A 25012-nucleotide genomic window follows, 5' to 3' on the forward strand; every position below is an offset into this window, starting at 1 on the left:
ACTTCGGATCGCGGCGGGAACGCATCACCCAGCCCTACACCGCGATGTTCAAACTCTGACCCAGGACGCACGCGGTTCTCCGCCGCGTGCGCCGCGCACGGCGCGGACCCTGCGGTACGCCCGTGGCCCGTGGCGTCGGCGCGCCGTCCTGAGAGTACGCACCACCCCGACCGGGGGCGGACGGGAACCCGACGCTCCGGCCCCGTGGCCTCACCGGTGCCTGACCGTGGTGATCCCCGGCGCGGTGATCACCGGCAGGCTCGCGCCGGTGTCCCTGTGGTGGGAGCGGGTGGTGGAGGTACTCCAGGCCGGCCTCGGAGCACCTGAAGCCGTCCGCCGCCGTTCTCTTCGCTCCGTCCGCCGACGGGCCGGCCCGCACAGCCCACCCACCTGCATCTCCACCGGGCGAAGATCCTTCAGGGGATTTCGGGTTTCCCCGCACCGGCGGCACGTACCGCATCGCCGTCGATGACGTCGGCAGCGGGACGGTCGGGGACCTCAGCCACTCCGATTCCTGACAACCACGGCAGGCTGAGTGGCCGCCGCGCTTGGCGCCCTACGTCCCCGCAACAAGGGGTCGCTGAGCCTTGAGTGGGGTGTCGTGACCGTTTGGCCCGGGTGTCGGGGTGGAGCCGCTGACGGCCCTGGCCGCAGAGGCGAAGGGCACAGCGGGCGGGCGGAAGGCACCGGCGCCCCGTGCAGTGTCGCTCTCCCCGAGCGGACCGTCCCGAGCACCCGGCCGGCGGTGTCCAGCCCGGCCGCGTCCTCCGGCCGCCACGTCTTGTGCCGCGCCGCGGTGCTGCCGTACGGGGCGACGGCCGGAGTGTGCAGCGCGAGGCCGTCCCCCGGTCCGGCCCCTGCGGCGCAGCCGTGCGGCTGGAAGGAGCTGTGGCCGGGTTGCCGGACGCCGGTCAGGTGTCCGTGGTGGGTTCCTGGCGGTGTTGGGCGCGGCGGAGTTGTTCGTTGAGGCGGAGGGCTTCTTCGAGTTGGTCTTCGAGGATGACGATGCGGCAGGCGGCTTCGATGGGGGTGCCCTGGTCGACGAGGTCGCGGGCGCGCATGGCGATGCGTAGTTGGTAGCGGGAGTAGCGGCGGTGGCCGCCTTCGGAGCGTAGGGGGGTGATGAGGCGGTGTTCGCCGAGGGCCCGGAGGAAGCCGGGGGTGGTGCCGGTCATCTCGTCGGCGCGGCCCATGGTGTAGGCGGGGTAGTCGTCGTCGAGTTTGTCGGGTGTGTCGGGCCGGTCGCCGTAGTCACTGCACCTCTCTGGTTCTCGGGGAGAACGCGTCGAGGGGCCCCGGGGCCGTGTCGGCTCCGGGGCCCCGAAGGGGAACAACACCATCTACCGGCCTGGGCCGGTCCTTCTGGTTCCGCACTGCCCCGGGAGAGGGGTGTGCGGGGATCGCGTATGCGTGACCGGAAACCACCGTCCTTGCGTTGGGGTCTGCGGTGTCCGCCCGGGCGAGTGTTCACGGGCCGGGCGATCCTGATGGCGCTTGTGCCCTCCGTTCATCCTCTGTACTGAACTGTCACTTTCGTATTGCTGTACTGCACCTGCGGAACTGCGTACTGCTGGTCGGTGGCCGCGGTGGCCCACCCGGTCCGGCGGCCGGCCGCGCCGGCTGTCCTGCACCTGCGTCGGCCTGGAACACCAATGCCTGGACCCCTCGGCACGCGCGCCCGCAGTCTGGGCGCCTTTGCCGAGGCCCTGCCTGTGTTGCGACTGCCGGTACTGCACTCACTGAACTGCCTACTACTGGTACCGCTGGTGGCGGCCCCTGATGCCTGCGGGCCGCCCGGTCCGGCAGCCAGCCCCGTCGCCGTCCTGCACCTGCCTGGCTTCGGAACTCCACTGCCGGACCGAACCGCGAACTTCTGTCCAACAACCCCGGCCAGTTCGTGCCTGGCCGGTATCGCCGACTGCTGTCTACGAGAGAAACGTTAGACCCGCCCACGAGCAATGTCTACTACGGCACGCATAGATTTTGCGGGGGCGAGAAGGGAGGTAGTCTCCCGCTGCGCGGCGGCGGCAACCCCCCGAGCCGCCGCCGCGCGCCAAGGGAGACGAGCGGCACCGAGCAGGGAGGCGACAGTGGGACACCCGGCGCCCGTGGCACCGGAGACGGTCCGGGACGGACAGGCGGCCCTGATCGAGGCGATCACCGAGGCCGTGCACGACGGTGACGACCGCACCGTCCGACGGCTGCTGGCCCGCTTCGCCGAACTGGCCACCATCACCGACCTGTACGCCCTGCGCGACGCCCTCGACACCGCCCGCCCATCCGGCACCCACGGGCAGGACTGACCGTCGGCGGAACGCGCTCGCCGCGTCCCGGAGGCAGGCGGCCGACCTGCTGGACGCGACCCCGCACCACCCGACCGCGCTGACCGGGCCGTACCGGTACGTCCGGGGCTGGGACGAAGCGGTCCACCACCTGCGGGACCTGGCCGGCGGCATGGACTGAGACGCCCAGTCATCTCAGGTCCTGATCACTCGGAAGGCCGCCCCATGACGTCCGACACCACTGCTCTCCACCCGCCCGGCCGGCACCGGGCCGGGCGCGTAGCGCTCTCCGGCCGCCGACGGTGCCGGATCCGTGCACTCGACGGCCGGAGGGTTCGCCGATCCGCCGGTAAGGAACTCGTCGACAACCCCGAAGAGACCGACGACCTGCTACGCCTCGGCCTGCACCGCCTGCCGATCGGCGAGTTCCCCCTCCTGCGCGGGCTCGCCACGGCCCTGGCCTCCTACGACGGCGCCGCCGAGCTCGAACGCGGTCTCGACATCCTCCTCGGCGGCCTCGCCGCCACCCTCGTACCGTCCGCCACCACGCCCGACGGATCCGGCAAGGGAGACCGACGTCCTCCGGGCGAGACCCGAGTGGCCGCGCGCAGCGCACCGAATTGACCGGTCCGGACGAAAGGCATGAACACCGTCTCCGCCCGCCGGAGAAAAGAACTCAAGGGGGGCACCACGGAGGTCGTTGTGATCATCCTCGGAGTAATCCTCCTCGTCATCGGATTCATCGCCGGCATTTCCATTCTGTGGACCATCGGCATCGTCCTGGTCGTCATCGGCCTGATCCTGTGGATCCTGGGCGTGGTCGGCCACGAGGTCGGCGGCCGCCGCCACTACTTCTAGAAGCAGTCACGTGACGCGCGACCTTCTCCTCGTCCATGGTCGCGGGGATCAGCGGAGTCCACACCGGCCCAGGGGCCACCGCGTTGACCCTGAGCCCCTCGGGCGCCAGCTGGAGGGCGAGGCCCTGGGTGAACGCGACGATCGCCGCTTTCGTCATCGCGTAGTCCGGCAGGCGCGGGCCGGGCTTGTACGCCTGCACCGAGGCGCTGTTGATCACCGAAGCGCCCGGGCGAAGATGTGGCAGGGCGGACTTGGTGAGCCAGAACATGCCGTACAGGTTGGTGCGCATGACCCGGTCGAACCGGCCGGTGCTGATCGCGGTGAGCCCGTCGGGCTGGGACATCTGGTAGGCGGCGGTGTTGACGAGGACGTCCAGGCCGCCGAGCCGGGAGATGCACTGCCAGGGCACGCCAGCCGGCGTCTTCGATCAGACCGCGGGTGACGTCGGCGTCGTGCTGCTCCTCGGGAAGGTGGCAGAACGCCACGTCGGCGCCCTCGCGGGCGAAGGCGAGCGCGACGGCTCGCCCGATCCCGGAGTCCGCCGCCGTGACGAGGCGACCTTGCCCGTCAGGCGACCGGAGCCGCGGTAGGTGGTCTCGCCATGGTCCGGCTGGGGTTGCATCTGCTCCCCGCTGCCCGGATGCGGCTGGCGGGGCTTGTGTCAGAACACGACCGTAACGGGTCCCACAGGCCGCCGGCGACCGGGGGACTTCCACCGGCATGACAGGGCTTCGGCCGGCGGCGGACCTGCAGTCTCCGGTAGACGCGTGCGCGTGGTTCTTCGACGGCTTCCACGTGCCGAGGCCCTGAATTCGGATACCCGCGGGCCGCCGATGTGATCATCCAGCAGATCAGGTCGGTCCATGGCGCCCCAGGCCTGCCGGTCGGCTGATGCCCATGGACGTCCCGGCTGACGGTCGGACCCCCGCGACCCTTTGTCACCCGCACGAGTGAAGGTGGGCGTGGGGCCGGATCGCTGGCGGAAGCAGGTCGGGCTTCGGCGCCTACCGTGGTTCAGAAAGTCACCGTCGGTGAGCCGCTCGACCGGCGTCGCCGCGTCCCCAGGGCAAGAGGTATGTCATGAATCGTTTCATCGCCCTTACCGTCGGCGTGGTTGCCATGGTGGCCACCGCCTCCGGATGCAGCAGTTCCGGCACCACAGCTTCCTCGACCCCGACCGCGAGCACCAGCACGCCCACGACCGCCGCCGGCTCCGCTGCTCCCAGCGGAAGCGTCGCCACGGTGAAAACGGCGAGTTCGCCGTTCGGCCAGATCCTGGTCGACGGTTCCGGTAGGACGTTGTACCTGTTCAAGGCCGACACGGGGACGACCTCGACCTGCAACGGCACCTGTACGCAGAATTGGCCGCCGCAGACCACGACCGGAGCACCCGACAGCAATGGAGTGACCGCGTCCCTGGTCGGAACGACCACCCGTTCGGACAACTCGACCCAGGTGACGTACAACGGCCACCCGCTGTACCACTTCTTCAAGGACACGAAGCCCGGGGAAGCCAACGGCCAGGGCGTCAACGCCTTCGGCGCTTCGTGGTACGTGGTCAGCCCCAGCGGCGACGCGATCACCAGCGCGGCCTCCGCTTCGGCTTCACCGTCGGCCAGCTCCACCGGCGGCGGCAGCTACTGAGACCCGCTCCTGAACCTGTGCAGTTCGAGAGCTCGGCTCACGTGGCTGACCCCTTGCGGGCCCCGCACGAACATGCCTGACCGGCGCTCGGAATTCGAACGGACCGCAGGCTCGTGGTCGGCTCCCGGGGGTCGGGGCGTGGGGGGCGCCTCACCCCTCACCCTCGGGTCGACCAGTACCGTGGTCGTCCGCCCGGCCTGCCTTCCCGCGGCCGTCGCACCGGCGGAGCACGAACGCCTCGCCCTCCTGACCGTCGAGTTCAAGCCTCGTGCGCCGGGTCAGGTGAGACCGGAGCCGCGGACCAGGAGCAGGCCGACGTCGAGGGCGGCCAGGGCGAGGGTGGCCAGGAAAGGCAGTCGGCTGCGCGGGTCGGACCGCGGCGGTCGCGCGACGGCCAGTGCCAGCGCGCCGGTGAGGGCGAGTGAGGTCAAGCCCGCGGCGCCGAACCGCCCTGACGGCCCGAGGACGAGGACGAACGCCCCGGCGAGCAGCAGCACGGCGGCCAGGACCCTCGCCGCTCGCGGGCCGAGTCGCTGGGGCAGGCCGCGGACGTCGGTCGCCAGATCGTCGTCGATGTCGGGCAGGACGTTGGTGACGTGGGCGCCCGTGCCCAGCAGTGCGCCGGCGACCATCACCCATCCGGCCGGCCAGGGATGTCCGGGCAGCGCGAGGGTGACGAAGGCGGGCAGCAGCCCGAAGGCCGCGGCGTAGGGCAGCCACGAGAGCACCGTGCGCTTGACGCCGAGGTTGTACGACCAGGCCGCAGCGACCCCGGCCAGGTGAGCCGTGCCGGCCGCGAGCCCGTTGGCCAGCGACAGCGGAACGCACAGCGCGAGCGCGCACCCGGAGGCGACGGCCGCGGTCCGCGGGCGCACCGTGCCGGCCACCAGTGGCTTGTCACCCCGACCGGTGGCAAGGTCCCGGCGCAGATCGACGCGGTCGTTGCACCAGCCCACCGACAGTTGCCCGGCGAGCACCGCCGAGGCCGCCAGCGCGGTGCCCGCCGGGCTCCGCCCGGAAGCGGCCGCCAGGGCGGTGATCACGGCGGTGACGGCGATCGAGGGGAGGGCGTGGGAGGCGGCCAGCAACCCACGGACCGGGCCGCCCGCGCCGGGGCGGGACTGCCCGGCCGCGGGCGTGTGCTGGGCTCCGGCGGTGTGCACGGTCCCATGCTAGATCGGGCAAACCGCCGAATGCATTCCATTTCATGATGAACAGTCAGATAGCCGTAGTCTGGCCGGATGAGCAGAGTCGCCGCCGTCTACGGGGTACTCCCGCCGCACCGGTACGAGCAGGGCGAGATCACCGAGGCCCTCGCGGCGATGTGCCTGCCGCCCGATGGGGAAAGCGCAGTGTTGGAACGGCTGCACGCCACCTCCACCGTGGGCACCCGCTACCTGGTCCTGCCGCTGGAGCGCTACCTGGAGCTGGACGGCTTCGGGCAGGCCAACGACCTGTTCGTCGAAGCCGGGGTGGAGCTCGCCGAGCAGGCGCTGACCGGTGCCCTGGCGGCGGCCGGCCTGGCACCCGATGAGGTCGACCTGGTGATCTCCACCTCCGTGACGGGCATCGCCACACCCTCGCTGGAGGCCCGGCTGGCCGGGCGCGTGGGCCTGCGGCCGGACGTGAAGCGCGTGCCGATCTTCGGACTCGGTTGTGTCGCGGGCGCGGCGGGCCTCGCCCGGCTGCACGACTACCTCGAGGGACATCCCGGGCAGGTCGCGGTCCTGCTCTCGGTCGAGCTGTGCTCGCTTACCCTGCAGCGCACCGACACCTCGGTGCAGAACCTGGTGGCCGGCGCGCTGTTCGGCGACGGTGCCGGCGTGCTGGTGGCCGTCGGCCGGCAGCACCCGCGCCACCAGGAGTGGGCGGGTCCGGAGGTGGTGGCCACCCGCAGCCTGCTGTACCCCGGCACCGAACGCGTGCTCGGCTGGGACATCGGCGACACCGGATTCAAGATCGTGCTCGGCGCCGAACTGCCCGAGCTGGTCCGCCTGCACGTCGCCGAGGACGTCAGGGCCTTCCTCGCCGAGCACGACCTGAAGCCGCCGGACGTCACCGGCTGGGTCGCCCATCCGGGCGGGCCCAAGGTGCTTGACGCCCTGGGCGAAGCACTCGGGCTGGACTCACGGGCGCTGGAGCTGACGCGGCGTTCGCTGTCCCGGGTCGGCAACCTCTCCTCCGCCTCGGTACTGCACATCCTGCGGGACACCCTCGAACTGTGCCCGCCGCCGCCCGGCACGCCCGGTCTGCTCCTCGCCATGGGGCCGGGCTTCTGCTCCGAACTCGTCCTGCTCCGCTGGTAGGTCCATGTGCTCCCTTACACCCTGCTGATCCTCCTGGTAGCCGCCGAACGCCTCGCCGAACTCGCCGTCGCGCGACGCAATGCCGCTTGGAGCCGTGCGCTTGGCGGCGTCGAGTTCGGCCGCAGCCACTACCCCGTGATGGTCCTGCTCCACACCGGGCTGCTGGCCGGCTGCGTGGCCGAGGCCCAGCTCGCCGACCGCCCGTTCCTGCCCGCCCTCGGCTGGCCGATGCTCACCCTGGCAGTCGGCGCCCAGGCACTGCGCTGGTGGTGCATCGGCACGCTGGGGCCGCGCTGGAACACCCGGGTCATCGTGGTACCCGGACTGCCCCTGGTGACCACCGGCCCCTACCGACTGCTCAGCCACCCCAACTACCTCGCCGTCGTCGCCGAAGGGGCCGCTCTGCCCCTCGTCCACAGCGCCTGGCTCACCGCGACCGCCTTCACCCTGCTCAACCTGCCCCTGCTCGTCACCCGGCTGCGCTGCGAGAACGCCGCCCTGGCCGACTGCACCGAGGTGCCGGCGTGATCGACCTGTTGGTTGCCGGCGGCGGGCCCGCCGGCCTCGCCACCGCGATCCACGCCGCCCTGGCCGGGCTCGACGTGGTGGTCGTCGAACCACGGCCGGCCCCGATCGACAAGGCGTGCGGCGAGGGACTGATGCCCGGGGCCGTCCGCGCCCTGGCCGCGCTGGACGTGGCCTTGACCGGCCACCCGATCTACGGCATCCGCTACCTCGACGACCGCTACCGAGCCGAGGGCAGGTTCCGACACGGAGCAGGGATGGGCGTACGGCGGACCGTCCTGCACGCGGCGCTGTCCCGCCGGGCGGCCGAGCTCGGCGTGCCGACGCTGCAGAGGAAGGTCACCGCCGTCCACCAGGACGGCGACAGCGTCACCGCCGCCGGTCTCACCGCCCGCTACCTGGTCGCCGCAGACGGCCTGCACTCGCCCATCAGGCGGCAGCTGGGCCTGGAACGCACCGACCCGCGACCACCGCGCCACGGGTTGCGGCGGCACTTCGCGGTGGCGCCCTGGACCGACTGCGTGGAAGTCCACTGGTCCGCACTTGGCGAGGCCTACGTCACCCCGCTGGGCCCAGACCTGATCGGCGTCGCCATCCTGACCGGCGAGCGGATGCCGTTCGACGCGCTGCTGCCCGCGTTCCCCGCACTCCTTCACCACCTCGCCTCCCAGGCCGCCTCGGCCGTCCGGGGCGCCGGACCGATGCGCCGGCGGGTCCGGGCCAGGGTGGCCGGGCGCGTCCTCCTGGTCGGCGACGCCGCCGGCTACATCGACGCACTCACCGGAGAGGGCATCTCGCTCTCCCTCACCGGTGCCGCCCACCTGGTGCGCTGCGTACGTGCCGGCCGACCGCAGGAGTACGAGCAGGCGTGGCGGCGGGCCACCCTCAACCACCACCTGCTCACCGGCGCGCTGGTACGCATCCGCGCCAGCCCGCTACTGGCCCCGCGAATCGTCCCACTGGCCAGCCGCGCTCCTGCGCTCTTCACTGCCCTGGTCAATCGCCTCGCCTGACCGCAACGACGGTGCCGCACAGGGCACTGCCGCCGCCACGCAAGCAGCCCGCGTCACCCTCGTGGACCACTCGGCAGCTGACGGACTCGCGAGAGCCGCCACCACGACGACAGGCGGGCTGACCGAGCCTCCGACGTCCGACACCGACGCCGGGCCGCCGCCCGTCGGCGCCCGGCCGGGTCTCCCGTTGTCTGCCCTGTCCACGGAGCAGTCCCACGCATTCAGTCCTCTGCAGGACGAGATGACGGTTTCCGCGACGAGCAGTGCCATCGCACATCATTTGTCGTTTCTGTACATGACGACAGGGACGCCAACTGCTTGCTGGCTCGATCCTGCATGACGGCCCGCCAGTTCAGGCAGCGGGCAGGTTTGCTTGTGCGGGTCGGGTTCTCTGCCTGCAGGAATGCCGAGGGCCCGCCTGTTGCATGAGATGGGCGCCGGGTGGTCGAACGTCTTCTCCCAAGCCCTGGCCGCCTCCTGCATCCGGAGCGCGCCAGGGCGAGCACGCCGTCGATGTCCGCGACCACCTCGCCACCCGTATCCGGGATCGCCTCGCCGGCCAACCACTCGATGCGTTCGCGGACTTCGGCCCGCGTTCGGCGAATCGCCGTGAGCGCACGGGGCCGGGCCAAGGCGAGGGCGTCGACCAGCCGAGAGACGGGGTTGGAGCGGCCCAGCTGCGGGCACTCACCGAAAGTCCCGGGTCGGAGCCATGATTCCGCGTCGGTGATCGCATGGTGGTCGCAGTCAGCCATCCGGACGCAAAGCTGTGGCCGCGCGGGGCTGATCAAGGAGCCAGAGCCCGGCCTCGCCGCCGGCCCGAACTGCGCACGTCATTCCGCCTCCCACGGGGTTCTGACCGAGCGCGAGGTGAAGAACAGTGTCGCCATCGCCTCCAACGAATCGTTCGGCAAAGCGCACATGTCCCGGCGAACCCGTGCGAGGTGCCGCCGAAACCTCACGGGCTCGACCTGCGTCCGGTCCGGAAGTCCTGGTACTCGTCGCAGACGATGCCCTGGTTGACCCAGCGCTCGGGGTCAGCGGCGAGATCGCGCTCTGCCAGCTGGAGTGCGTCCTCAGGGGTGGGCAGAGCAGCGATCTCCCGGCCCCACGTCTCGTCCTCGGGATCCAGGGGTGGGAACTCGGTGACGTCGAGAAAGGTGTCGGTGCCGACGTCCTCGACTTCGCTCAGGTAGACGGTGATGCCCGTAGAGCCGGGGCTGAGGGCGATCCAGCGAAGCCCGGGGCCGGAGTTGCTTTCGATGGCGCCCAGGAACTGCTCGATCTGCTTCCCGCGTCGGAGGGCGCCGAGGGCCAAGGCGGGGGCAAGGTGTCGCATGTCAGTTCCTTTGCTGGTGCCGGTCGGGCGAACGAGTCGGATCGATGTGATCAGCAAGGTAGATGAGGGTGACCTGCGGGTCCATGCCGAAGGCGGCGGCGACCGGCTTGGGGTCCATGGTGTTGACGAGGTCGACCAGGCGGGTGCCGCGGACCATCCGTGGTGGGCAGCCGCAGTCGTCAAGGACGTGGGACAGGCAGGCAGTTGATGCCGGGCTTCGGCCGCCCTTTGTTCCCTTGAAGGAGGAAACAGCCAGGTGGCAGCGGCAACTCGTGTGAGGGAACAAGTGCCAGCCCCAGATGGCTGGGCCGGTGCTCAGCCCGTACGAGGCAGCCGACGACCTTGACTCCTCAACTGCCCGCCAGCTGACCGGCGTGCTGTTCCAGGACGGACGTCGGGGGAGAGCGGGGGCCACTTCCCCGACGCATCCTGCCGGCCGGTCCCCCCGGAACACGAGGGTGGCCGCAACTCCGCCGGCGGTGGCGGCCACCGGGTTCCGGGGCCGGGTACGAAATCCGACGTCGGCGAACGCGCATCGGTAGGAGCGCAGCGGCGGCCGCCAGGCCTCCGGCCGCTTGTCGCTCTTCGAGCGGTTACGCTGCTCGACGGTCCACGCCGCCCGGCACCGGACCGCGGACCGATTTCCGGGTCAGCCGGTGTGGGTGAACTCGTCGACCGGGACGGCGGGAGACAGGTAGCCGTTCACCCGTACCCGGACGTCGATGGTCTTGGGCTGGAGGGGATCCGGCAAGGGCACCGTCGCCCTGATCTGGGTCGGCGAGACCCCCGTGACGGTTGCGGTGCGGCTGCCGAAGAGCACGGTGGGCGTGGTGCCGAAACCCACGCCGGTGACGGTGACGGTGTTTCCGAGCTTCCCGCTGTCCGGGACGATGCCGGTGACCACCACGGGCTCCGGGCCGCCGTAGGCGAACTGCCCGAACGGCACGGCCGGGGAGGTGCCCAGGTCGTTGGTGACCCGGACATCGACGACACCGACCCCGTCGGGCGCGATCGCGGTGATCTGGGTGTCACTGACGACGTTGGGCGGCACGCACGGGACGGTACCGAAGTCGACCATGCTCTCCGAGTCGAAGCCGCTGCCCGTGATGGTGATCAGGGTGCCCGGGGCACCGACACGGGGGCTGATGCTGTCGACCACCGGCGCGGGAGCCGGTACGGGGGAGTTCAGCAGCTTCAGGTAGGTCGAGTTGGAGTGCTGGAAGGCGACCTGGGCCAGGAAGTCCTGGGTCGTGCTCTTGAGCACCTTGGGGTCGTAGGCCTTGTAGTCCGCGTTCAGCGGAGAGAAGGCGGTGGTCGGCTGAACGTACTCGTTGGTCCCGCTGAGGCCCTTGATCACCGTGAGGAGGTCCTTGACGGCCGGGGGCGCGACCGGACCGGGGGACGGGTACCACTGCTTGGCGGTGTCGAGACCGGCCCAGGCCAGCGGCACGAGGTCGTACTTGTTGACGTAGCCCTGGTACAGGGCCCACTTCACGGAGTTGAAGCGGTCGGCGAAGTCCTTCAGACCGGCGGTGGGGGCGGCGAAGGTGCTCACGGCGAACTGCGGCGAGTCGTTCCAGGTCTGGGCCTGCAGGTACAGCGCGAGCATGGTCGCGATGCAGCCGCCCAGGCTGTGACCGACCACGTAGACCGTCGCCCCTTGGGCGGGCTTGAGCAGGGAGGTGAGCGCCTCCACGAGGCCGGAACCGGCCGCCGAGGACTCGTCGGTCATGGCGACGACCTGGGTGAACGCCGTCATGGCCCCCTTCGAGACGGAGACCGGCGACGGCCCGCCGACCGTGAACGGGACCACCGTGCCGACGTCGAGGTCCTCGATCGTGTCGATCGCGTTGCCGACCGTCCCGCGGACGACCACGGCGAACTGGCTCGACGGACCCTTCGCGATGTACGCCATGTTGGCGTTGTCCGGGCTCAGCCCGAGCCAGGCCAGCCCCCAGTTGCCCTGCGTCGCCAGGGTCTTGTCGGAGAGCTGCTGGACGATGCCGTTGGAGATGCGCTGCTTCTGCACCGCCAGGGTCTCCCCGGACGGACGCGGGGCCGCCCCGGTCGCCGCGATCGCGGCCAGGGTCATGGTCACACCGGGCGGCAGCGCGCTCGGGTCTTCCGTCATGATCACTCCTCGGGTGTTCTGCTCGGTCGTCGAACATGCCAGATAGGTCGTGCCCAATGTATTTTCTGGCGTGAACACCTGAGCGCATATCGGCTCCGCGACTTCCCGGTGTCGACCGGTAGCCGGTCGGACTCGGGGCCGGTTTCCACGACTGACCCGAGCGGACGCGCCGGCCCCCGACGTGGCGTCCGGTGTCTTCGCGCTCGACGACGAGGACGTCGAGGCCATCGGCGACGAGCTGGGCCTGGTCCTGCCTCCGGGCGCCCGGGTGGAGGCGTGGCGCACCTACGGCGGCGACCTGGAGCTCCGAGCCCTGGGCGACTTCGCCGAGATCCTGGAGATCGCCTGCAACGAGGCCGGAGTCGACCACAAGGGCGACCGGGCCGCGCTTGCCGAGCACACCACGTCCCAGGACGTCGTGGCCGCCGCGGCCGCCCTCGTCAAGGACCTCACGGCCAAGTCTCCCCAGGCAAGAACCTCGGCAGGATCGCGGCGGAGCTGAAGACGCGCCGCAGTCCTGGGTGGCTTCGACCAGGTTGGCGGCGGTGACCAGGGGCAGCCCGGTGATGTCGGCGAGGTGGCCCGGGCGGATTCGGCGTAGCCGGCGGGGGAGTCGAGCCCCGTGCCGATCGCGGCGGCGGCCTCCTTCACGGCGGCCAGGGCGTCGATCAGGTGCGGATACGCGGAGACGGGCGTGCCCGTGACGGGGAAGTTCTCCATGGCGCGCAGGGTGCGGACGCCCCAGTACGCGTCGGCGGGGACGTCGCGGTCCCCGAGCAGGTCGTGTTCGCTGCGGGTGGCGGCGGTCATGGGCGGGTCCTCTGCCGGGGATCGGTGGTCAGGGTTCCGGTCAGGCGGACGCGAGAACGCCGGTCGGGTCCAGCGCCACCACCGGCCGGATGCCGCCGACGGTCCGGCCGCCGCCGGTCATCGGCTCCCCGGCGAAAGCCGCCAGCAGTCGTGGGTCGACCCCCGCCCGGGCCAGGGCGGCGGCGGTCACTGGGACGCGCGCCCGGTTCGCCCCGTCGGCGATCTTCACGGCGACGGCCCGGCCGTCCGGGAGCGCGGCGATCTGGACGCCTTCGAAGCCGTCCTTGGCGAGCAGCCCGGGTACCGCGCGCATCAGCTCGGCCACGTCCCGCCCCGCGCCGGAGACCATCTCCGGGTGGCCGCGCAGCGCGTCCGCCACCCGCCGCTCGGCCGTGCCCGGCGCCGCCGTGGCGATGCGGGCGGCGGCGCGGGCGAGGCCGTGCAGGGACACCGAGAAGAGCGGGGAGCCGCAGCCGTCCACGGTGATGTTGGCGATGTGCTGCCCGGTGAGCTCCTCGACGACCTCGGCGATCGCCGTCTGTAGCGGATGAGCAGGGTCGAGGTAGGTGTCCAGGGGCCAGCTGTTGAGCACGCAGAGGTACAGCATCGCGGCGTGTTTGCCGGAGCAGTTCTGGGCGAGCCGGGAGGGCCGGCGGCCGTCGCGCACCCAGGCGTCCCGGACGGCCGGGCCGTACGGAAGGTCTGGGACGTTGCGCAGGTCGTCCTCGGTGAGGCCGGCCAGTGCGAGGATCCGGCGGGCTCCGGCGAGGTGGCGCTCCTCGCCGGAGTGGCTGCCCATCGCCAGGGAGAGCAGGTCACCGTCGAGTGGAAGCCCGGCCCGGACCATGGCGACGGCCTGCGCGGGCTTGAGAGCGGACCGCGGGTAACAGGCCGCCTCGATGTCGCCGGTGCGGAACCGTGGTTCGCCGTCGCAGCCGAGGACGACGACGGAGCCGTAGTGGATTCCCTCGACCACGCCGCCACGGGTGACGTGGGCGACCGGCGAGTAGTGGGGCTCACGGATCGGGGGCGCGTCCGCGAGGGAACTGCTGAGCATCACTGCCTCGTTCGATGGTGGGTTGCCGCGGCCGTGTCCGGGCTCACGGAGTCCGGCCGATGGTGGATGTCTTGACGAGTGGTCAGGAATGCTCGTCGCTCGTGGTCGCGGCGCGTGCGAGGTTGCGGCGGACCGCGAACCAGCCGGCGAACAGCGCTGCGGCGATCAGCGGCACGCACAGCACGGTGGTGCGCGGGGCACCGCCGTCCGCGTACATGAGGACCAGGACCGAGGCGAGGAAGACGAGCGTCACGAGCTCGGTCCACGGGGAGCCCGGAAGGCGGTAGCCGGGGCGGGTCAGTTCGCCGGCCCGGGTCTTGCGCCAGAACAGGAGGTGGCAGACCATGATCATCCCCCAGGTGGCGAGGATGCCGATCGCCGCGAGGTTGAGCACGATCTCGAACGCGTCCGCCGGCACCACGAAGTTGAGACCGACACCGAGGACGCACATGCCGCTCGTGAGCAGGATGCCGCCGTACGGCACCTGGCTGCGGCTCATCCGCGCGGTGAAGCGCGGAGCGGATCCGTTGACCGCCATCGAGCGCAGGATCCGCCCGGTCGAGTAGAGGCCGGAGTTGAGCGAGGACATGGCGGCGGTGAGGACGACCAGGTTCATCACGCTGCCCGCCGCCGGGATCCCGACGTGGGACAGCACGGTCACGAACGGACTCTGTCCGGCGGTGTACCTGTTCCACGGCAGCAGCATCGACAGGAGGACGACCGAGCCGACATAGAACAGGCCTACGCGCCACATGATCGAGTTGATCGCCTTCGGCATGATCTTCTCGGGGTTCTCGGTCTCCCCGGCCGTGACGCCGACCAGTTCGACGGAGGCGTAGGCGAACACCACGCCCTGGATGATCAAGAGCATCGGCAGCAGGCCGTTGGGGAAGATCCCACCGTTGTCGGTGATCAGCGACGGGCCGGGTACGGCGCCGTCCACCGGGTGCCGGGTGACGAGGAGGAAGATCCCGATGCCCATGAAGACCACCAGGGCGCTGACCTTGACGATCGCGAACCAGAACTCCAGTTCGCCGAAGATCCGCACCGATATCAGGTTCACGGTGAGGACCACTGCCAGGGCTACGAGCGCGATCACCCACTGCGGGACGTCGGAGAACAGGTGCCAGTAGTGGGTGTACGTGGCGACGGCGGTGATGTCGGCGATGCCGGTGGTCGCCCAGTTGAGGAAGTACATCCAGCCCGCGGTGTACGCGCCCTTCTCCCCCAGGAACTCCCGGGCGTACGAGACGAAGGCGCCGGAGGACGGGCGGTACAGGACGAGTTCGCCGAGCGCGCGGACGACAAGGAACGCGAAGACGCCGCAGACGGCGTACGCGACGAACAGCGAGGGCCCAGCGTCGGCGAGGCGTCCGCCCGCGCCGAGGAAGAGCCCGGTTCCGATCGCACCGCCGATCGCGATCATGTTGACGTGCCGGGGTTTCAGGGACTTGCTGTAGCCGGTGTCTCCGGCATCGACGTGACGGGTCGTGGGGAGTTTCTCGTCCTTGAGGAACTGCTCGCTCACGCCTTTGGTCTGCCTTCCGTCGGGGACTCCGCACGCCCGGGGCGCACGATGTCGGTGAGGGTCGTCTCGACGCGGTGGAGGTGGTGCGACATGGCCGCCACCGCGTCCTGCTCGGAACCGTCGATCAGCGCCTCGACGATCGCCCGGTGTTCACAGTTGGACTGCTCGCGCCGACCGCCCAGCTCGTTGAGGAAGGTCGACTGACGCGCCAGTGCGTCACGGATCTCCTCGATGACCCGGCGGAACACCGGATTGCGGGAAGCCTCGGCAACCGCCAGGTGGAAGACGGTGTCCAGCGCGACCCACGCGGTGGTGTCGGTCTCCCGCTCCATCCGGCCGAGCAGGTGGGCAAGGTGGTCCAGATCCTCCGGGGTGCGGCGCAGCGCGGCGTACCCGGCGACCGGGATCTCGACGTGTCGGCGCACCTCCAGGAGATCGCTGGCGGCGTAGTCACCGAAGGTGGGGTCCTCGACCGTGTTCGCCACGACGAAGGTGCCCTTGCCGGTCTTCGACACGGTCAACCCCATGGCTTGGAGGGCCCGCAGAGCCTCCCGCAGCACGGGCCGGCTGACCTCAAGGGTCCGGCACAACTCCGCCTCGGACGGCAGCTTGTCCCCTACGGCGTACTCACCGCGCTCGATGGCGCTGCGCAGGTGGCCGAACACCGCTTCCATAGCGCTGACGCGCCGCGGGATCGAACCACCTGTCTGGCTGTCTGACAGGTTCACGGGCCGATCCTGGAGGCTGCAGCCCAGCGGTGTCAAGACACCGGCGTCGACACGACGCCCCGCGGGCCTCGTCCCGTGCGCCCGGTCCGCTCGGCGGCGCCGTACGGACCGGCGTTCGCGGTGGACCGGGCGGCGGCCACCAGGGCGTGGACCACCGCCGAATCGAAACCCATCTCGGGGTGCCACTGCACGCCCACGGCGAATCGGTGCCGGGTACTCTCGATCGCCTCGATGGTGCCGTCCGCCGTACGGGCGGCCACGATCAACCCGGCCCCGAGAGACTCCACCGCCTGATGATGGTGCGTCGCGACCTGACTGGTCCCCGGCAGGAGGGCGCCGATCCGTGTCCCTGGCACGGTGGTGACGGCATGGGGAGAGAAGTGACCCCCGTGCAGGTTGTGGCCGTGGTGACCCACCTGGTCGGGCAGGTGCTGGATGAGGGTGCCGCCCGCGTGCACGTTCATCAACTGCATTCCCCGGCACACCCCGAGCACCGGCATGTCACGCGCGAGGCCTGCGGCCAGCACGGCCCGCTCCCACCGGTCGCGTTCGCGGACCGGCGGTCCCGTGCACGGGTGCGGCTGCGCTCCGTACAGCGCGGGATCCAGGTCCTCGCCGCCGGTCAGGACGATCGCGTCCAGGCGCGCGACGACATCGGCCGCGGCCTCCGGCGCGTCCGGTGGTAGCAGGAGGGCACGGCCGCCGGCCGCTTGGAGACAGCTGATGTACGCCGAGGGCAGCACCGCAGCGGGCAGTTCCCACTCTCCCCACTGGGCGTCGGCGAGGTAGGTGGTGAGTCCGATGAGTGGCTTGGGCATACCACTTCCTTTCAAGGCGTGGCAGTCGATGGTCAACGGCCGCCCCCTCCACAGCTCGCCTTCCAACGGGCGCACGGACGCGCCGACGGTGGTGAGAGGGGCGGCTGCGGACCGGGAGCCGAGGGCTTGCGCATCCGGGCCGCGAGCAAGAATCCTGCTGCTGTTCATCCTTAAGTACAAGAAAAGACATCTTCGCGACAGATAAGTGGGCCTTAACGCCGTGCAGAGACTCGACCCCCGCCTGCTCGCCACCCTCGAGGCTGTCGTGCGCCACGGCTCCTTCAGTGCCGCCGCACGCGAGCTGGGCTACAGCGCACCCGCCGTCTCGCAGCAGATCGCCGAACTCGAACGCCGCGCAGGCCTCAGAGTGCTCGAGCGCCGTCCCGTGCGCGCCACCCCGGCCGGCGAGGTCCTCCTCGACGCCGAACAAGGGGTTCGGAGCGCGTTGGCAGCGGCATCCGTGGAACTCGACGCCATGCGCGCGGGTACGGCCGGACGGATCCGGCTCGGTGCCTTCGCCTCCGCCGCCACCAGCATCGTCCCGAAGGCGCTGGCACAGCTGCAAACGACGTATCCCGCCGTGCAGGTCAGCCTCTCCCAGGTGGAACCCGAAGCCGGCTACAGCCGGCTCAAGCGCGGGGACATGGACCTTGCCCTGAGCTACGACTACGACTTCATCCCCCTGCCGCCGCCCCGGACGCTGCGCCGGACGCTGGTCGCACGGGATCCGGTCGTGGCGGTGGTCCCGGCCGACCACCACCTGGCCGACCGGGACGTCATCGACCTGGCAGGCCTCGCGTCCGAGACGTGGATCGCAGCTCCGGAGGCCGCGCTGCGCCTGGAACTGCTCGCCCAGATGGCCAAGACGCCGGGCTTCCGGGCCCGCCTGGAATACGAGGGCGACGACTTCAACACCGTGCTCGGCTTCGTAGCAGCCGGCCTGTGCGTTGCCGTTATGCCGCAGCTGGCCCTTCCCCGAGGCAGCACCCAGGTCGTGGCGCGCCCCCTGGCCGACCCGGAGCTGACGCGCTTCATCTATGCCGTCCGCATCGACACCCGGCACGCCCCGCGCGCCCTGCTGGCCCTGGAGCAGATGCTCGCCGCGCAGGCGCTGGCCGCCCTGTCATGACGTAGGCAGCGCCTGACCGACCTCGAAACCGAACGTTGTCGGCCTCGTCAGCCGACCGCGCCCAGGAGAGGGCCTCTCACTACTACGGTTGGACGCTCCGGTCGGCCGTGAGCCGCTCCCGCCAGTCGGCCACGGCAACGGGGGACATCGTGGCCAGCCGGGCGATCGCCCTCGCCGAGGACTTCCCACCTCAGGCGAGGGCATGTGCGACCTCCGTCGCACCCTGCGAGCCCGCGTGTGGCCGCGGCCCGGCAGAACGATCGCCGGTGGTGTGCCGCCGGTGCGCCAGGGCGGGCCTGCGGCCGGTCCGGGCACGGCCGGCGCCCCCGGGGCGGTGTCGTTCGCCGAGCGTGCGCAGGGCGGGTGCCGCTGCCCGCCGCCTGCTGTGTCGGTGGTGTGCACGAGGCGGGCCGGTGGGCCTCGGGCGCGCCGGTTCGAGAACGGCGGGGGGCCGGCCGCGGCCGGCGCCGGTGTGGTTCCGGCCCGGGTGGGGCGGCCGCTCGTGTTCCTGCCGCTGTGGACCTGCTGCGCCCGGTGACCGTGGACCTGCTGGGCCGGGAGACCGCGGACGTGCTGCGCCCGCTGCGTCCGGTGGCCCGGGGCTGTGTGGGGGCCGGTGCCGGTGTGCCGGGCGGGCTGTGGTGCGCGCCCGTACCCGCGCGTGTCTAGGACGGTGTTTCTTGGCCCCGGTGTGACGGCTGCAAGTGGCCCCACCGAGGAACGGTTTAGGTTGGCCCCACCTGGTGGCCGGCGCGGTGAGGTGTCCGCGGCAACCGGATGCTCGGCATAATCGAGAGACGATACGAGCAAGAGTGCGGAACACTGCGCCGGGTGATCGTGATGCAGCCTGTCCTGGAGATCAACACCCCCGAGGGCTTCGACCTCTGGCCTATCGCCAGGATCGAGCCGTTCGCCTTCCTGCCCCTGAACGGTGAACTCTCACCCGCCGAGGTCGGGACGGCGATGATGCGCATCATCGGCTGCAACGACATCGACCCCGACGGGGACCGTCCGCCACGGCCGACCGACCCGCTCGAGTCCTTCCTTCACGGGCTGCTGACCTTCGACCACCTCTACGCGGCCGGTGGCCTGCGAGTCACCGACCACTCCACGGGGGTCACCTTCCTGCCCGGCTGCTGCGACGGACTGGAGGACTGGCGCGACTGGCACGCGTTCCTCGACGGCGGCAGCCTGCTCGGGTTCGGCCACGAGCCCGTCTCACCGGTTGCAGAACGTTTCGGCGACACCGTCCGGCTCACCGTCAACGCCGAGCAGAGTGGCAGTCCGGTGATCGAGCTGTCCGTGGCCGAGCTCCGCCACCTACTCGCCGGCGCCGAGCGCGACCTGACCAACTTTCTCGCGCTGGCGACCGACTGGGTCCGTCATCAAATGCCCGAGCACTCTGAGCCGGTCATTGCTGCCCTCGCCCGTGTTCTCGACCTGCGCACACCGGCCACGCAGCCCAAGCCATAGGACGGCCGACGGGGTGCACTCGTTTGGAGTAGTGCGGGATTGACCGGGCTCCGGCAACGACGTCACGCTGTGTGAGTTCGTGGTGTTACGGCCGTGTCAGGAGGCCGAGGATTTGCAACGCGTCGAGTTGTTCGAGCGGATTCGCCGTGACCGGAGGCTGGAGAACGCCTCGGTCCGGGAGTTGGCCCGCCGTTACTCGGTTCACCGCCGGGTGGTCCGCCAGGCCTTGGACAGCGCGTTGCCTCCGAGGCGGAAAGAACCGGTGACCCGCCGCTCCGCGCTGGACCCGGCCAAGGGCTGGATCGACGAGATGCTCCGGGCGGACCTGACCGCGCCGCCCAAGCAGCGGCACACCAACAAGCGGATCCTGGCCCGGCTGCGAGACGAGTACGGCTTCACCGCGGTCGCCTACACCACCCTCAACGACTACCTGCGGGTCCGTCGTCCGCAGATCAAGGACGAGGCGGACCGGGCCCGGATGCTGCACGAGGGCATGGTTCCGCAGTTCCATCGGCCCGGTGAGGAGGCCGAGGTCGACTTCGCCGAGGTCTGGGTGCGGGTGGACGGCAAGCCGCTGCAGTGCCAGATGTTCACGCTGCGGCTGTCGTATTCGGGCAAGGCGGTCCACCGGGTCTTCTCGACGGCCGGTCAGGAAGCCTTCATGCAGGGCCACGTGGATGCCTTTCGGATCCTGGGTGGGGTCCCGGTCCGGCACATCCGCTATGACAACCTGAAGCCGGCGGTCTCCCAGGTCTGCTTCGGTCGCTCGCGGGTGGAGTCGCAGAGGTGGGTGGCGTTCCGCTCGCACTATGTCCATGTTCCCGTGGGTTCGTTGATCCGATCCAGCCCTCTGGTGGCCTCGGCAGTCGCCTGATCTGCAGGTCTAGCGAGGTCGCGCCCACGCTGGCGAATTCCGCCCATCCTTCAGGATTCCTGAAGTCTCATCAGCTGTTATGGTGAGGCCGCCTGAAAGCTGAAGGGGAGGACGGATGGCGCTGGCCGTCGTGCGCGACCTGCGGCCCGATCTGCGGTTGGAGTCCGCTGAAGAGGTCGCCGCGTTCGAGCAGGACCTGTTGGCCGAGTTCGTGCTCGCCCGGGCCTCCGCTGGGGTGCTGGACGACACGATCCGTGCAGACGTCGGCGGGGTGCTTGGGCTGCGGGAGTGGTTCGGTCGACCATTGTGGGAGATGCAGCCGCAGGACCTTGACCGGTACTTCGGCCGGCACCGCCGCGGCTCGGCACCGGGCACCAAGGTCCGCCAGGCCGCCGCGTTCGCCGTCTACTTCGAGTTCCTGGAGCTGAGGCACAAGGCGACGATCCACGCGGCCACCGGTGTGGTCGTCGAGTCGCCGCTGGACGAGGTCAACCGGCCTCGCGGCGGCACCGCTTCGCGGTTGCGGATTCCGCCCTCGGCGGACGAGGCGGCGAGGCTGTTCTCCGGGTGGCGGGCGGACATGGAAGCCGCACGCAAGTACGCGCCGGCCGCGCGGAACTACACCGCCGCCCGTTTGACCAGTCTGATCGGCCCGCGTATCTCGGAGTTGTGTCTGCTGCGGATCGGTGACGTCCGGTGGGACCTTGGCCGGTTCGGCAAGATCCTCTTCAAGGGCAAAGGCAGTGTCGGCCGGGGGAAGAAAGAACGGCTCGTTCCGTTGATCAACGGGTCGCGGGACCTGCTGGAGTGGTGGGTCACCGGCCCTCGCTGGGAGTTCGACGACAGGGCCGAGGACCCGATGGCCCCGCTGTTTCCCTCCGAGCGCCGGTACGGCGACGGCTCCAGCCGGGCGGTGACCGACGACGCGCTGCGGTCCGGCCTCGCCGAGGCTGTCGCGCGCCATCTCCCGCACCAGATAAACCAGTTGACGCCGCACGTCCTGCGGCATTTCGCAGCCTCGGACCTCTACCGCAACGGCATGGACGTCGTGGCCATCCAGGAAATCCTCGGCCACGAGTGGCTCAACACCACCATGATCTACGTTCACGTCGAGCAATCCCACGTCGAGGACGCGTGGGTCCGGGCCGGCCAACGGGCCGCCGCACGCTTCGGGAGGACACGGTGAAGTGGAACCTGCGGATGGTCGCCGCCCAGCGCGACATCTGGAAGGCGTCCGAGCTGCAGCGCATGCTCGCGGATGCCGGGCTGGTCATCTCGGCCGGCAAGATGTCGCACCTGTGGTCAGGTCGCCCGCTAACCGTCCGCCTCGACGACCTGGACGTGATCTGCTCGGTGCTGCACTGCACCCCCGCCGACCTCCTGGTTCCCGAGCCGATCGACCACCGGCAGCCGGACAACGTGGATAAGCAGGCCGAGCGGAAGGTCGTGGGCGGCAGTCCGGTCGTCCTCCGTCGCCGTCCCGGCCGGTCCGGGCCTCCGCTGTGAGCGCGCCGATACGTCGCCGCCGTCCCTGGGCCACCCGTAGCTGCCGGGACTGCCTGGGCTGGGGATGGCTCGACCGCCCCCGCTGCAAGGCATGTTGGGGCTTCGTCGCCAAGGCCACCAGCGATCACTGCGAGGTCTGCGACCGCAAGGTCGCCGTCCAGGACGGTGTCTGCCGGCTCTGCCGCCGGCAGGCCAGCCTGATCGCCGGACCGGACAACAAGACGCGCGTCGACCTGACGGTTGCCGCGCGCACCGGCCACCAACTGTTCATCATCGGCACCCTGCGACCGCGCGGCGGCCAGCCGCCCCGACCGCAGAACACCGCGGACGGGCCACCGGACCAGCGGCTGCACTCCGTCCGATCGCGATGGAGACAGCTGCCACTGTTCGAGATGGCCCGTGACCTGCGCGGAGTCAGCAGCCTGGCACCGCTCCTGGACCCGGAACTGTCCGCCGTCCTGGAAACGCGCGCCGCACGGATCGCGGAGCTGAGAGGCTGGCCTCCGCGCACGCTCGGCTCCGTCCGCAGGGGCATCCGCATCCTCTGCGCGGTTCACGAGATCGGTGAGCCGATCCGAGCGTCCACGATCGCCCAGCTCACCCACAATGCGATCCCCTCCAACCACGTCCTGGAGGTCTTCGAGGACCTGGACCTGCTGCTGGACGACCGGCTCGACACCGTGCAGACCTGGTGCGACGCGCGCCTGGACTTCCTTCCTGCCGGGATACGGGCCGAGGTCGACGCCTGGGTCGCGGTCTCACGCAACGGCACCCGGCGCCGGCTCCCTCGCTCCCGGTCCACGGTCGTTACCCAGCTCAGGCTGGTCCGACCGTTCCTGCGCGAGCGGACGTCGACCTACGCGACACTGCGTCAGGTCACCCGTGACGACGTCACCAGTTGGCTGGCCGGCCGCCCCAACCGGGTGCATGAGGCCAGTGCCCTGCGGAGCCTGTTCAACGTGCTGAAGAAGGAGCGGCTCGTCTTCGCCAACCCGATGCGAGGGGTGACAACTGGCAAGAACCACGCCTCGGTGCCGGTTCCGCTCACCGATCAGGAAGTCAACGCCGTTGCCCTCGCTGCCCGGCAGGATCCCGCCCTGCACGTGGTCGTCGCCCTCGCGGGCGTCCACGCACTGCCCGCCCGGCGTATCCGTGCGCTCCAGCTGGACGAGGTCGACCTGGCCGGCCGCCGCCTCGACTCGGACGGATTCGACCGGCCGCTGGACGACTACACCGCCGAGGCGATCGCCGACTACCTGGCTTACCGTCGCCGCCGCTGGCCCAACAGCACCAACCCCCACCTGCTGATCAGCCGCAACACGGCGACCACCACGACAGCGGTTGGCACCTTCTGGCTCGACCGCCTCGTCAAACGGCTGCCCGCCGGCCTGGACCGGCTCCGACAGGACCGCATCCTCGAAGAGGCCGCCGCCACCGGAGCCGACCCCCTGCACCTCGCCCACGTCTTCGCACTCAGCGCCAGGGCCAGCCTCCGTTACACCAATGCAGCCTCCGAGTCTGCCGCAGAACAAACCGGAAAGAAGCCCTGAACAGCCACTTCGACGCCCCGCTGGCAGCACGGTTTCATTGGCCCGTATCTGGCGATCGGCAGATACGGACCGGGGCCACCGCCCCAACAGGCCCGGCCTTGTTCAACATCCCACCCCGAGGGGGATGTCACCGAACGGATCAGCTACTCCCAGGGGTTGTTGCCCGACTCCCATCCCGCCGCCTCGTCCTTGTCATGCAGGAACCGCGGGTCCGCCATGCCCTGGAGCGAGGAGTCGCTGATCGGCCATGGCTGCCACTCGTCGCGCAGCAGCTTGAGCAGGAATTCGGCCATACCGCACGGATACACCGACCATTCGAGGTTCCCGCGCGAGTACACCGCGACCGGCCATCGGTCCGGGTCCGGATCCGTCGTGATCCAGCACAGGGTGTCGGCTGCGGCTGTTCCTCCCCAGATGAGCAGGTCCTCCAGCCGGTGCCGGCCTCTGTCGGCGGGAGCCCACTGGTTCACCGCGTAGTCCGCGAGTGCTGCCTCCGAGAGCCTTGAGACCGTGACTACCTGCGGCTCGTTCGAAGTGACGGCGGGGATGTGGACGTCGACCATCTCCTCGATCGAACCGCTGCCGAAGGCTGTGACGAACGCCCGGTAGTCGGCTGGGAATGACGTTCCGTAGACCCTCTCCGCCGCACTCCAGTCGACAGTGTCCCCACAGGTGGGCCCGATGCACGACAGCACTTCTCCGATATCCGCCACGGCGGTGATTGCGGCGGACTGATCGTCACTCACGCTACGGCTCCCATCGGGTCGGGGTTTCCTTGCCCATGTTGTGCCATTGTCCATCCTCAGTCGTACCGGGTTCCGCCCCCGGATGAGGACAGCACCCGAAGACTGATCACAACATCACACAGGCCCTGGTGGCCATCTCGCTGAGCACTTCAACGAGTACGAGGACACCGACCCAGCAGTCCCGCCTTCTTCCGGACCAAACTCGGCCTCGCCATACCCCAATAGCACTTGGGCTTCCGTGAGTTCGCCCGGCCGACACTTCAGAATCTCTGAACTCACGGAAGATCGGCTTCGACGCGTTCTACTGCCGGCCCGGCAAGGAGGGCGCCCACGAGAAGGGCGGTGTCGAGCACGAGGGCGGGCGCTTCCGCCGATCGCATCTGGTCCCGGTTCCCGAGGTCGACACGCTGGCGGACCTGAACGAGCGGATCGAGCGGATCGAGGCGGAGGAGGACGCCCGGCACATCGACAACCGGCCCACCTCGGTCGGGTTCGACTTCGCCTACGAGGCCCCGCTGCTGGCTCCGGTCCCGGAGGAGGAGTTCGACGTCGGGCTGACGCTGACGCCGCGGGTCGACAAGACCTCCAGGATCACGGTCCGCCAGAACAAGTACTCCGTCCCTGCCAGGTTCATCGGCAGGACCGTCAGGGTCTCGCTCCGGGCGGACGAGGTCCTGGTCTTCGAGCAGCACAAG

26 protein-coding genes and 2 pseudogenes are annotated in these 25012 nt (G+C 70.3%); 15 read left to right on the forward strand and 13 right to left on the reverse strand.

The window, feature by feature from the left end; genetic code table 11:
* Window positions 1-911 precede the first annotated feature (911 nt).
* Window positions 912-1193, reverse strand: a complete 282-nt coding sequence (locus AB0D10_RS41890) for a MerR family transcriptional regulator (RefSeq protein ID WP_360266918.1) — start codon at window positions 1191-1193, stop codon at window positions 912-914.
* 915 nt (window positions 1194-2108) lie between these two features.
* On the opposite strand from AB0D10_RS41890, the gene AB0D10_RS41895 reads away from it, so the two are divergent.
* The 3 genes from AB0D10_RS41895 to AB0D10_RS41905 all read left to right on the forward strand — a co-directional run bounded on the left by AB0D10_RS41895 (window position 2109) and on the right by AB0D10_RS41905 (window position 3140).
* The gene (locus AB0D10_RS41895; RefSeq protein WP_360266921.1) at window positions 2109-2303 is read left to right on the forward strand and encodes a hypothetical protein; all 195 of its coding nucleotides are present in this window, start codon (window positions 2109-2111) and stop codon (window positions 2301-2303) included.
* A 204-nt stretch (window positions 2304-2507) separates the two neighbouring features.
* A complete protein-coding gene (locus AB0D10_RS41900) occupies window positions 2508-2906 on the forward strand; it encodes a hypothetical protein (protein WP_360266924.1) in 399 nt (132 codons plus the stop codon).
* A gap of 78 nt (window positions 2907-2984) precedes the next feature.
* Entirely contained in the window at window positions 2985-3140 is a 156-nt protein-coding gene (locus tag AB0D10_RS41905; protein ID WP_360267017.1) for a DUF6131 family protein, read from the forward strand.
* Here the strand turns inward: AB0D10_RS41905 and AB0D10_RS41910 are convergent.
* Window positions 3100-3789, reverse strand: a pseudogene (locus tag AB0D10_RS41910) (SDR family oxidoreductase); the annotation flags it as partial. The gene AB0D10_RS41905 and the pseudogene AB0D10_RS41910 sit on opposite strands and share 41 nt — an antisense overlap.
* Before the next feature lie 470 nt (window positions 3790-4259).
* Here AB0D10_RS41910 and AB0D10_RS41915 point away from each other — a divergent pair.
* Window positions 4260-4784 carry a hypothetical protein gene (locus AB0D10_RS41915; RefSeq protein ID WP_360266927.1) on the forward strand — a complete coding sequence of 175 codons (525 nt, stop codon included), beginning with the start codon at window positions 4260-4262 and terminating at the stop codon, window positions 4782-4784.
* 278 nt (window positions 4785-5062) lie between these two features.
* Here AB0D10_RS41915 and AB0D10_RS41920 read toward each other — a convergent pair whose 3' ends face one another.
* Entirely contained in the window at window positions 5063-5947 is an 885-nt protein-coding gene (locus AB0D10_RS41920; protein WP_360266930.1) for a UbiA family prenyltransferase, read from the reverse strand.
* Window positions 5948-6025: 78 nt separating this feature from the next.
* Between AB0D10_RS41920 and AB0D10_RS41925 the strand changes: the two genes are divergently transcribed.
* From AB0D10_RS41925 to AB0D10_RS41935, 3 genes are read left to right on the forward strand one after another with little or no spacing between them, the layout of a single operon-like run.
* Window positions 6026-7090: a 3-oxoacyl-[acyl-carrier-protein] synthase III C-terminal domain-containing protein gene (locus AB0D10_RS41925; protein ID WP_360266933.1), complete on the forward strand. Its 1065-nt coding sequence runs from the start codon at window positions 6026-6028 to the stop codon at window positions 7088-7090.
* A gap of 6 nt (window positions 7091-7096) precedes the next feature.
* Complete coding sequence (locus tag AB0D10_RS41930; protein ID WP_360266936.1) at window positions 7097-7618, forward strand: isoprenylcysteine carboxyl methyltransferase family protein; 522 nt, start codon at window positions 7097-7099, stop codon at window positions 7616-7618.
* The gene (locus AB0D10_RS41935; protein ID WP_360266939.1) at window positions 7615-8628 is read left to right on the forward strand and encodes an NAD(P)/FAD-dependent oxidoreductase; all 1014 of its coding nucleotides are present in this window, start codon (window positions 7615-7617) and stop codon (window positions 8626-8628) included. Before AB0D10_RS41930 ends, AB0D10_RS41935 begins: the two co-directional genes overlap by 4 nt.
* Before the next feature lie 958 nt (window positions 8629-9586).
* On the opposite strand, the gene AB0D10_RS41940 is transcribed toward AB0D10_RS41935, so the two are convergent.
* From AB0D10_RS41940 to AB0D10_RS41950, 3 genes are all read right to left on the reverse strand, one after another.
* A complete protein-coding gene (locus tag AB0D10_RS41940; protein ID WP_360266942.1) occupies window positions 9587-9967 on the reverse strand; it encodes a hypothetical protein in 381 nt (126 codons plus the stop codon).
* A gap of 1 nt (window position 9968) precedes the next feature.
* On the reverse strand, window positions 9969-10124 hold the full coding sequence (locus AB0D10_RS41945; RefSeq protein WP_360266945.1) for a hypothetical protein: 156 nt from the start codon (window positions 10122-10124) through the stop codon (window positions 9969-9971).
* Window positions 10125-10616: 492 nt separating this feature from the next.
* Complete coding sequence (locus AB0D10_RS41950) at window positions 10617-12098, reverse strand: IPT/TIG domain-containing protein (protein WP_360266948.1); 1482 nt, start codon at window positions 12096-12098, stop codon at window positions 10617-10619.
* 181 nt (window positions 12099-12279) lie between these two features.
* Between AB0D10_RS41950 and AB0D10_RS41955 the strand changes: the two genes are divergently transcribed.
* Window positions 12280-12600, forward strand: coding sequence for a hypothetical protein (locus tag AB0D10_RS41955; protein ID WP_360267026.1), 321 nt, complete (start codon window positions 12280-12282; stop codon window positions 12598-12600).
* Window positions 12601-12731: 131 nt separating this feature from the next.
* Here AB0D10_RS41955 and aspA read toward each other — a convergent pair.
* From aspA to AB0D10_RS41980, 5 genes and pseudogenes are all read right to left on the reverse strand, one after another.
* A pseudogene (aspA, locus tag AB0D10_RS41960) lies at window positions 12732-12908 on the reverse strand (aspartate ammonia-lyase); the annotation flags it as partial.
* A 40-nt stretch (window positions 12909-12948) separates the two neighbouring features.
* Window positions 12949-13965 (reverse strand): asparaginase, encoded by a 1017-nt coding sequence (locus tag AB0D10_RS41965; protein WP_360266951.1) that lies wholly within the window; start codon window positions 13963-13965, stop codon window positions 12949-12951.
* 82 nt (window positions 13966-14047) lie between these two features.
* On the reverse strand, window positions 14048-15493 hold the full coding sequence (locus tag AB0D10_RS41970) for an amino acid permease (RefSeq protein ID WP_360266954.1): 1446 nt from the start codon (window positions 15491-15493) through the stop codon (window positions 14048-14050).
* Entirely contained in the window at window positions 15490-16167 is a 678-nt protein-coding gene (locus AB0D10_RS41975; protein WP_360267020.1) for a FadR/GntR family transcriptional regulator, read from the reverse strand. The genes AB0D10_RS41970 and AB0D10_RS41975 overlap by 4 nt, the downstream gene beginning before the upstream one ends.
* A gap of 86 nt (window positions 16168-16253) precedes the next feature.
* Window positions 16254-17039, reverse strand: a complete 786-nt coding sequence (locus tag AB0D10_RS41980) for a gamma-glutamyl-gamma-aminobutyrate hydrolase family protein (RefSeq protein ID WP_360266956.1) — start codon at window positions 17037-17039, stop codon at window positions 16254-16256.
* Between the two features lie 220 nt (window positions 17040-17259).
* Here AB0D10_RS41980 and AB0D10_RS41985 point away from each other — a divergent pair, with 220 nt between their 5' ends.
* The 7 genes from AB0D10_RS41985 to AB0D10_RS42015 all read left to right on the forward strand — a co-directional run bounded on the left by AB0D10_RS41985 (window position 17260) and on the right by AB0D10_RS42015 (window position 23571).
* Window positions 17260-18168: a LysR family transcriptional regulator gene (locus AB0D10_RS41985; protein WP_360266959.1), complete on the forward strand. Its 909-nt coding sequence runs from the start codon at window positions 17260-17262 to the stop codon at window positions 18166-18168.
* Between the two features lie 516 nt (window positions 18169-18684).
* Complete coding sequence (locus AB0D10_RS41990; protein ID WP_360266962.1) at window positions 18685-18837, forward strand: hypothetical protein; 153 nt, start codon at window positions 18685-18687, stop codon at window positions 18835-18837.
* A gap of 171 nt (window positions 18838-19008) precedes the next feature.
* Entirely contained in the window at window positions 19009-19641 is a 633-nt protein-coding gene (locus AB0D10_RS41995; protein ID WP_360267023.1) for a hypothetical protein, read from the forward strand.
* Between the two features lie 262 nt (window positions 19642-19903).
* Window positions 19904-20515, forward strand: coding sequence for a hypothetical protein (locus AB0D10_RS42000; protein ID WP_360266965.1), 612 nt, complete (start codon window positions 19904-19906; stop codon window positions 20513-20515).
* Window positions 20516-20630: 115 nt separating this feature from the next.
* Window positions 20631-21701: a tyrosine-type recombinase/integrase gene (locus AB0D10_RS42005; RefSeq protein WP_360266968.1), complete on the forward strand. Its 1071-nt coding sequence runs from the start codon at window positions 20631-20633 to the stop codon at window positions 21699-21701.
* The gene (locus AB0D10_RS42010; RefSeq protein WP_218206578.1) at window positions 21698-22021 is read left to right on the forward strand and encodes a helix-turn-helix transcriptional regulator; all 324 of its coding nucleotides are present in this window, start codon (window positions 21698-21700) and stop codon (window positions 22019-22021) included. The genes AB0D10_RS42005 and AB0D10_RS42010 overlap by 4 nt, the downstream gene beginning before the upstream one ends.
* Entirely contained in the window at window positions 22018-23571 is a 1554-nt protein-coding gene (locus tag AB0D10_RS42015; RefSeq protein ID WP_360266972.1) for a hypothetical protein, read from the forward strand. Before AB0D10_RS42010 ends, AB0D10_RS42015 begins: the two co-directional genes overlap by 4 nt.
* A 143-nt stretch (window positions 23572-23714) precedes the next feature.
* On the opposite strand, the gene AB0D10_RS42020 is transcribed toward AB0D10_RS42015, so the two are convergent.
* Together AB0D10_RS42020 and AB0D10_RS42025 are read right to left on the reverse strand one after the other, a co-directional pair.
* Window positions 23715-24317, reverse strand: a complete 603-nt coding sequence (locus AB0D10_RS42020; RefSeq protein ID WP_360266975.1) for a hypothetical protein — start codon at window positions 24315-24317, stop codon at window positions 23715-23717.
* Between the two features lie 275 nt (window positions 24318-24592).
* Window positions 24593-25009: a hypothetical protein gene (locus AB0D10_RS42025; protein WP_360266978.1), complete on the reverse strand. Its 417-nt coding sequence runs from the start codon at window positions 25007-25009 to the stop codon at window positions 24593-24595.
* Window positions 25010-25012: the final 3 nt, after the last annotated feature.

Origin of the sequence: Kitasatospora sp. NPDC048545 (assembly GCF_040651155.1) — a bacterium.
GTDB lineage: Bacteria > Actinomycetota > Actinomycetes > Streptomycetales > Streptomycetaceae > Kitasatospora.